This is a genomic window from Bradyrhizobium sp. (assembly GCF_030693485.1).
Lineage (GTDB): Bacteria > Pseudomonadota > Alphaproteobacteria > Rhizobiales > Xanthobacteraceae > Bradyrhizobium.
In genome coordinates this window covers 1-6,416 of the sequence record NZ_JAUYAN010000056.1, presented here as the reverse complement: position 1 = coordinate 6,416, position 6,416 = coordinate 1, and the positions used below count along the sequence as shown (strand labels likewise).

General features: G+C 62.7%; 7 protein-coding genes. 5 read left to right on the top strand and 2 right to left on the bottom strand.

Annotated elements, in window-relative coordinates:
* Nucleotides 1–174, bottom strand: a 174-nt coding sequence (locus Q8N40_RS26665) for a twin-arginine translocation signal domain-containing protein (RefSeq protein ID WP_371135614.1), incomplete at its 3' end; no start/stop codon positions are given.
* Nucleotides 175–356: 182 nt separating this feature from the next.
* Nucleotides 357–959 (bottom strand): ABC transporter ATP-binding protein, encoded by a 603-nt coding sequence (locus Q8N40_RS04520; RefSeq protein WP_305710953.1) that lies wholly within the window; start codon nucleotides 957–959, stop codon nucleotides 357–359.
* 181 nt (nucleotides 960–1,140) lie between these two features.
* On the opposite strand from Q8N40_RS04520, the gene Q8N40_RS04515 reads away from it, so the two are divergent.
* The 5 genes from Q8N40_RS04515 to Q8N40_RS04495 form a co-directional block, all read left to right on the top strand.
* A complete protein-coding gene (locus Q8N40_RS04515; RefSeq protein ID WP_305318431.1) occupies nucleotides 1,141–2,172 on the top strand; it encodes a LacI family DNA-binding transcriptional regulator in 1,032 nt (343 codons plus the stop codon).
* Nucleotides 2,173–2,336: 164 nt separating this feature from the next.
* The gene (locus tag Q8N40_RS04510; protein WP_305318430.1) at nucleotides 2,337–4,145 is read left to right on the top strand and encodes an IlvD/Edd family dehydratase; all 1,809 of its coding nucleotides are present in this window, start codon (nucleotides 2,337–2,339) and stop codon (nucleotides 4,143–4,145) included.
* A 158-nt stretch (nucleotides 4,146–4,303) separates the two neighbouring features.
* Entirely contained in the window at nucleotides 4,304–5,035 is a 732-nt protein-coding gene (locus Q8N40_RS04505; protein ID WP_305318429.1) for an SDR family oxidoreductase, read from the top strand.
* Between the two features lie 135 nt (nucleotides 5,036–5,170).
* Nucleotides 5,171–5,917 (top strand): SDR family NAD(P)-dependent oxidoreductase, encoded by a 747-nt coding sequence (locus tag Q8N40_RS04500; protein ID WP_305318428.1) that lies wholly within the window; start codon nucleotides 5,171–5,173, stop codon nucleotides 5,915–5,917.
* 170 nt (nucleotides 5,918–6,087) lie between these two features.
* A partial coding sequence (locus tag Q8N40_RS04495; RefSeq protein ID WP_305710952.1) for a GFA family protein occupies nucleotides 6,088–6,416 on the top strand: 329 nt, incomplete at its 3' end.

Below are 6,416 nucleotides of genomic sequence, written 5' to 3'. Positions count from 1 at the left end.
CTCGGGGAACAGCTTGGTCTTGAGAATGGCGTCGCAGGCGGGAACAAAGTCATTCCAGCGCAGGATGTGCACTTCCGGCGTGCCCTGCGCGATGGCCGGCATCTTCATGGACGCCAGCACGGCGGCCGCGCCGCCCGTGGTCTTCAGGAATTTGCGTCGATTGATCTTGGTCATAGGCTCCCTCCCTGGGAATTAGTGGGTAAGCGTTTCCAAATCTGCAGCGTGGCTCTTAGAGGCCTGTTTGCCGAACAAGGATCGAATTCCGCCGGCGACGCCGACAAGAATGTATACAGCGACGGCTGGAAACTCCATCCAGATCTTGCCGCCACGAAATGAAATGCTGTCCGACGATCATTTCAGTTCAGTCGCTTCCCGGTGCTCTCGTCAAACAGATGCACGAGCGCCGGATCGGGTTTCAGCCGGATCTTGTCGCCCGGATTGAATTGATGTCGTTCACGGAACACGGCGACGACTTGCTGGCCGCCGAGCTTGGCGAATACCTGGGTTTCCGAACCGGTCGGCTCGACCACCACGATCTCGGCCTCCACGCCGTCGTCGGCGATGGTGAAATGCTCGGGCCTGACGCCGTACACCGCGGGCCGGCCCTCGGAATTGGCCGGCGCCGAGGCCAGCGGCAACTTCACGCCGTTCGGCCCCTCGAACGAGGCCGAGCCGTTCGACTTCACTTTCATATGCGGATAGAGCGCATGGTTCTGGAACACCATCGCGATGTCGCGCTCTTTGGGCTGCACGTTGTTGACGACCTTGTCGCCGATCGAAATCGTGCCGGAGGTGATGTTCTCGGGTCCCGCGAGCATCCGCAGCAAGGTCGACTTGCCGCAACCGGAGGGACCTGCCAGCACCACGAAAGCGCCGTCCTCGATCGGAATCGATACGCCGTGCAGGACCTCAAAGCCTCCAAGCGACTTGCGCACGTCGCGAATCTGCACCGACGACATCTACTCCCCTCCTCGTATCCCGGCACCGTATGGCGAAAGCCGTCGCTGCTCTGTTTTTCGACCTCGTTTCCGAAGTTGAACTTGTTTTTGCATTGTCTGCAATTCAACGATCATTAGCAATCCGGTGGTAGCGCTGTCAATCTTTGTTCAACTGCCGAAATTGTTGTGATATGACCGCGTCATGGAACGGAAACGAGCGAAGTCTGGCGAAATCCGGCTCACGGAAGTCGCTAAATTGGCGGGGGTGAGCCCCATCACCGCTTCGCGTTTTTTTCGAAATCCGGAAGCGCTCTCGCCGAGCAAACGCGAACGGGTGGCGAGTGCGGCGAAAGAACTGGGCTACGTGCCGAACCTGGCGGCGCGCGCACTGGCCTCGCAACGCACCGAGGTGATCGGCGTCCTCATTCCCTCCCTGACCAACAACGTGTTCTCCGACGTGCTGCGCGGCATCTACGATGCCTCGGAGGGCAGCCGCTACAGCATCCAGCTCGCCAATACGCGCTATTCGATCCTGCAGGAGGAGCAACTGCTGCGCCTGTTCCAGGCCCAGAAGCCGGCCGGATTGATCGTGACCGGCATCGACCAGACCGCGGAATCCCGCGCGGTGATGGAGGCGATGAATTGCCCGATCGCGCAGATCATGGAAATCGGCCCCGACCCGGTCGACATGATGGTGGGATTTTCGCACTATGATGCTGCATTTGCAGCAGTTTCCCACCTTCTCCCGCAGGGCTTCCAGCGCATCGGATTTGTCGGCGCGCAAATGGATCCGCGGGTACAGCGCCGGTTCGGGGGCTACCGCGATGCCATGAAGGCCGCCGGACTGTTCGATCCGCGCCTCATCGTGACGACCCCGGTGCCGACCTCGATCACGCTGGGCGGATCGCTGCTGGCCGACCTGTTGTCGAAAGCCCCCGATACCGACGCGGTGTTTTGCGGCAATGACGACCTCGCGCTCGGCGTGCTGTTCGAATGCCAGCGCCGGCATCTCTCCGTGCCTGAAGATATGGCGATCGTCGGCTTCAATGATCTGGAATTCATGGCCTCCGCCGTCCCTCCTTTGACCAGCGTGCGAACCAACCGCTACGAAATGGGCCGCAGCGCCGTCACCATGGTGACCGCGGCGATCGAAGGTAATCGCCCACCGGAACCGGTCGTCGACCTCGGTTTCCAGCTCATGGTCCGCGAAAGCTCGTCGCTGCCGCGCACCTGATCGCCTGGAGCCACCGATCAAATCATCGTAGCAAAAAATGGTAGCGCTACCTTTTGCGCGCGGCTAATATTGGCTTGCCAGCGAACGCCGGACCGGGTTTGCAGAACAGGCATTTCGCGCGTTAGGCTCACGCAACAAGAAATGCCATTCGGGAGAAAACAACAATGAACAAGCCGCTTACCGGGGTCACCCGGCGCAAGCTCCGCTCCAGCGAATGGTTCAACAACCCGCATAATCCGGGGATGACCGCGCTCTATCTCGAGCGCTATCTCAATTACGGCCTGACCCGGCACGAACTGCAATCCGGCAAGCCTATCATCGGCATTGCGCAGACCGGCAATGATTTGTCGCCGTGCAACCGCCATCATCTGGAACTGGCGCACCGCGTCCGCGAAGGCATCCGCGCCGCCGGCGGCATCGCGATGGAATTTCCGGTGCATCCGATCCAGGAAACCGGCAAGCGTCCAACCGCGGCGCTGGACCGCAACCTCGCTTATCTCGGGCTGGTCGAACTGCTGTTCGGCTATCCGCTCGACGGCGTGGTGCTGACCACCGGCTGCGACAAGACCACCCCCGCCTGCCTGATGGCGGCGGCCACCGTCAACATGCCGGCGATCGTGCTCTCGGGCGGCCCGATGCTGAACGGCTGGCACAAGGGCCTGCGCACCGGCTCCGGCACCGTGGTCTGGAAAGCCCGCGAGGAGCTGGCCGCCGGCGATATCGACTATGAGGAGTTCATGAATATCGTGGCCTCGTCGGCGCCCTCGGTCGGCCATTGCAACACCATGGGCACCGCCTCGACCATGAATTCGCTGGCGGAGGCGCTCGGCATGTCATTGCCGGGCTGCGCCGCCATCCCCGCCCCCTACCGCGAGCGCGGCCAGATCGCCTACGAGACCGGCATGCGCATCGTCGGCATGGTCTGGGAGGATCTCAAACCGTCCGACATTCTGACCCGCAAGGCGTTCGAGAACTGCATCGTGGTCAATTCGGCGATCGGCGGTTCGACCAACGCGCCGATCCATATCAATGCGCTGGCCCGCCATATCGGCGTCGAGCTCTCGATCGACGACTGGCAGACATACGGCCACGACGTGCCGCTGATCGTGAACATGCAGCCGGCCGGCTTCTATCTCGGCGAGGAATATCACCGCGCCGGCGGCGTGCCCAGCGTGGTGCGCGAATTGATGGCGCACAAGCGCATCCATGAAGACGCGATGACCGTCAACGGCCACACCATGGGCGACAATTGCCGCGAGGCGCCGAAGCCCGATGGCGACGTGATCTGGAGCTACGACAAGCCGCTGGTGAAGGACGCCGGCTTCCTGGTCTTGCGCGGCAATCTGTTTGATTCCGCGATCATGAAGACCAGCGTCATCTCGAAGGAATTCCGCGACCGCTACCTGATCAACCCGAAAGACCTCAACGCTTTCGAAGGCCGCGCCATCGTGTTCGAGGGCCCGGAGGACTATCACCACCGCATCGACGACGCCTCGCTCGAGATCGACGAGCATTGCATCCTGTTCGTGCGCGGCACCGGGCCGATCGGCTATCCCGGCGGCGCCGAGGTGGTGAACATGCAGCCGCCGGCGGCGCTGATCAAACGCGGCATCCTGTCCCTGCCCTGCATCGGCGATGGCCGGCAGTCCGGCACCTCGGGCTCGCCGTCGATCCTCAACGCCACGCCGGAAGCCGCCGCCGGTGGCGGCCTGGCGATCCTGAAGACCGGCGACATGGTGCGCATCGACCTCAACAAGGGCAGCGCCAATATCCTGATCTCCGACGAGGAGCTCAAGACGCGCCGTGCCAAACTCAAGGCCGAGGGCGGATTCAAATACCCCGCCAACCAGACGCCGTGGCAGGAACTCTATCGCTCCACCGTCGGCCAGCAGGCTACCGGCGCCTGCATGGAGCTCGCGACCCGTTATCAGGACATCGCCGGCCGCGTCGGCACGGCGAGGGATAATCACTGAGATCGTCGTCCCCGCGAACGCGGGGACCCATAGCCACCGGCCCCGAAGTGTAAAAAGGCCTCTCGCACATTGCCCCAGTGAAACGCCGCGGCGTATGGGTCCCTGCGTTCGCAGGGACGACTTGTTGAGGGCCACAACAAAATCGCTTAGGAGAAAAAATGTCAGACCGCCTCAAGGGCAAGCGCGCCTTTGTTACCGCCGCTTCCGCCGGCATCGGCCGCGCCTGCGCCATCGCCTTTGCGCGCGAGGGCGCCACGGTGATCGCCACCGATATTGATGAAAAGGGTCTCGCTACGCTGGCCCGGGAAGGCATCGCCGAAACGGCACGGCTCGACGTTCGCAACACGGCCGACGTCAACGCCTTCGCCAGCCGCGTCGGAAGGATCGACGTCCTGCTCAACGCCGCCGGCTTCGTGCATCACGGGACCATCCTCGACTGCTCGGACGAAGACTGGGACTTTTCTTTCGACCTCAACGTCAAGTCGATGCACCGGACCATCAAGGCGTTCCTGCCGGCGATGATCGCGGGCGGAGGCGGCAGCATCGTCAACATCTCGTCCTGCGCGGCGCTGCGGCCGCCGGCCAACCGCTACGTCTACAGTGCGTCCAAGGCTGCGGTCTCGCTGCTGACGCGCGCAGTCGCGTCCGACTTCATCACCCAGGGCATCCGTTGCAACAGCATCTGCCCCGGCACGGTGGAAACGCCCTCGATGCTGCAGCGCGCCGCCGCGGCCGGCCCGGACGGCCGTGAAAAGTTCGTCGCCCGCCAGAAGATGGGCCGACTCGGCACCGCGGAAGAAATCGGAGCCACGGCGGTCTATCTCGCCAGCGACGAAAGCGCATTCACCACCGGCGTCGACCTCGTCGTCGACGGCGGCTACATGCTCTGACAAGAACTTCATCCTGAGGAGCGGCCTTTTCGGCCGCGTCTCGAAGGATGAGAGAGCCGGGCTTCATGGTTCGAGACGCGCGCAAGCAAGGGCGCGCTTCTCACCATGAGGATCAAACCATGAAGAGGTTCTACCATGAACAAGATCGATCTCAACGGCCGCACCGCGGTCGTCACCGGCGGCGCGCAGGGTTTTGGCCGCGCCATCACCGAACGTTTTGTCGCCTCCGGCGCCAAAGTCGCGATCTGGGATCATGACCTGCCGTTCGCCGAGAAGACCGCGAAGGAAATCGGTCCTGCCGTCACCGCGATCAAGGTCGACGTCTCCGATCTCGCCGCGGTCGAGAAGGCGCGCGACGCCACGCTGGCGGCGCTGGGCAAGATCGACATTCTCGTCAACAACGCCGGCATTGCCGGCATCAACAAGACGGTGTGGGACACCGACCTCGAGGAATGGCGCAAGGTGCTGCGTATCAATCTCGACGGCCCCTTTATCTGCTGCAAGGCAATCGCACCCACGATGATCAAGCAAGGCTACGGCCGCATCATCAACATCGCCTCGATCGCCGGCAAGGAAGGCAACCCCAACGCCGCGCATTACTCGGCTTCCAAGGCCGGATTGATCGCGCTGACAAAATCGCTCGGCAAGGAGCTGGCGGCGCACGACATCCTGGTCAACGCGGTGACGCCGGCGGCCGCCAAAACCGCGATCTTCGACCAGATGACGCAGCAGCATATCGACTTCATGCTGTCGAAGATTCCGAAGGGCCGCTTCGTGCTGGTGGAAGAACTGGCGGCAATGGTGTCATGGCTGGCCTCGGAAGATTGTGCCTTCTCCACCGGCGCGGTGTTCGATATTTCCGGCGGCCGCGCGACGTATTGATGCGTCCGATTGACGCTCTATCAACGTCATTGCGAGCCAACGGGTCGCGCGAATGCGCGCCCGATGACAGGCTCGGCGAAGCAATCCACCCTTTCTTTCTTTGCGCGGAGAGATGGATTGCTTCGTCGCTTCGCTCCTCGCGATGACGACAATTGATCAGCGAGAACACCATGACACATGAAGGCGGCTGCATGTGCGGCGCGGTGCGGTTCCGGTGCGAGGGCAAGCCGATCAACGTCCGGATCTGCCATTGCCGCAACTGCCAGAAGGCGATGGGCTCGCCGTTCTACGCCCGCGCACTGTTTGCGCAAGGCGCAGTGTCGGTGACGGGCGAAACCGCGCGCTTTCCCTCTTCGGCAGCGCTCGACCGGGTTTTCTGCAAGACCTGCGGCACGCGGCTGTTTTCCTGGCGAACCAACGGCACGGTGACGGGCGTATCGCTGGCCGCCTTCGACGACCGCAACGCCTTTGCGCCGACCGAGCACATCTGGGTTTCGGA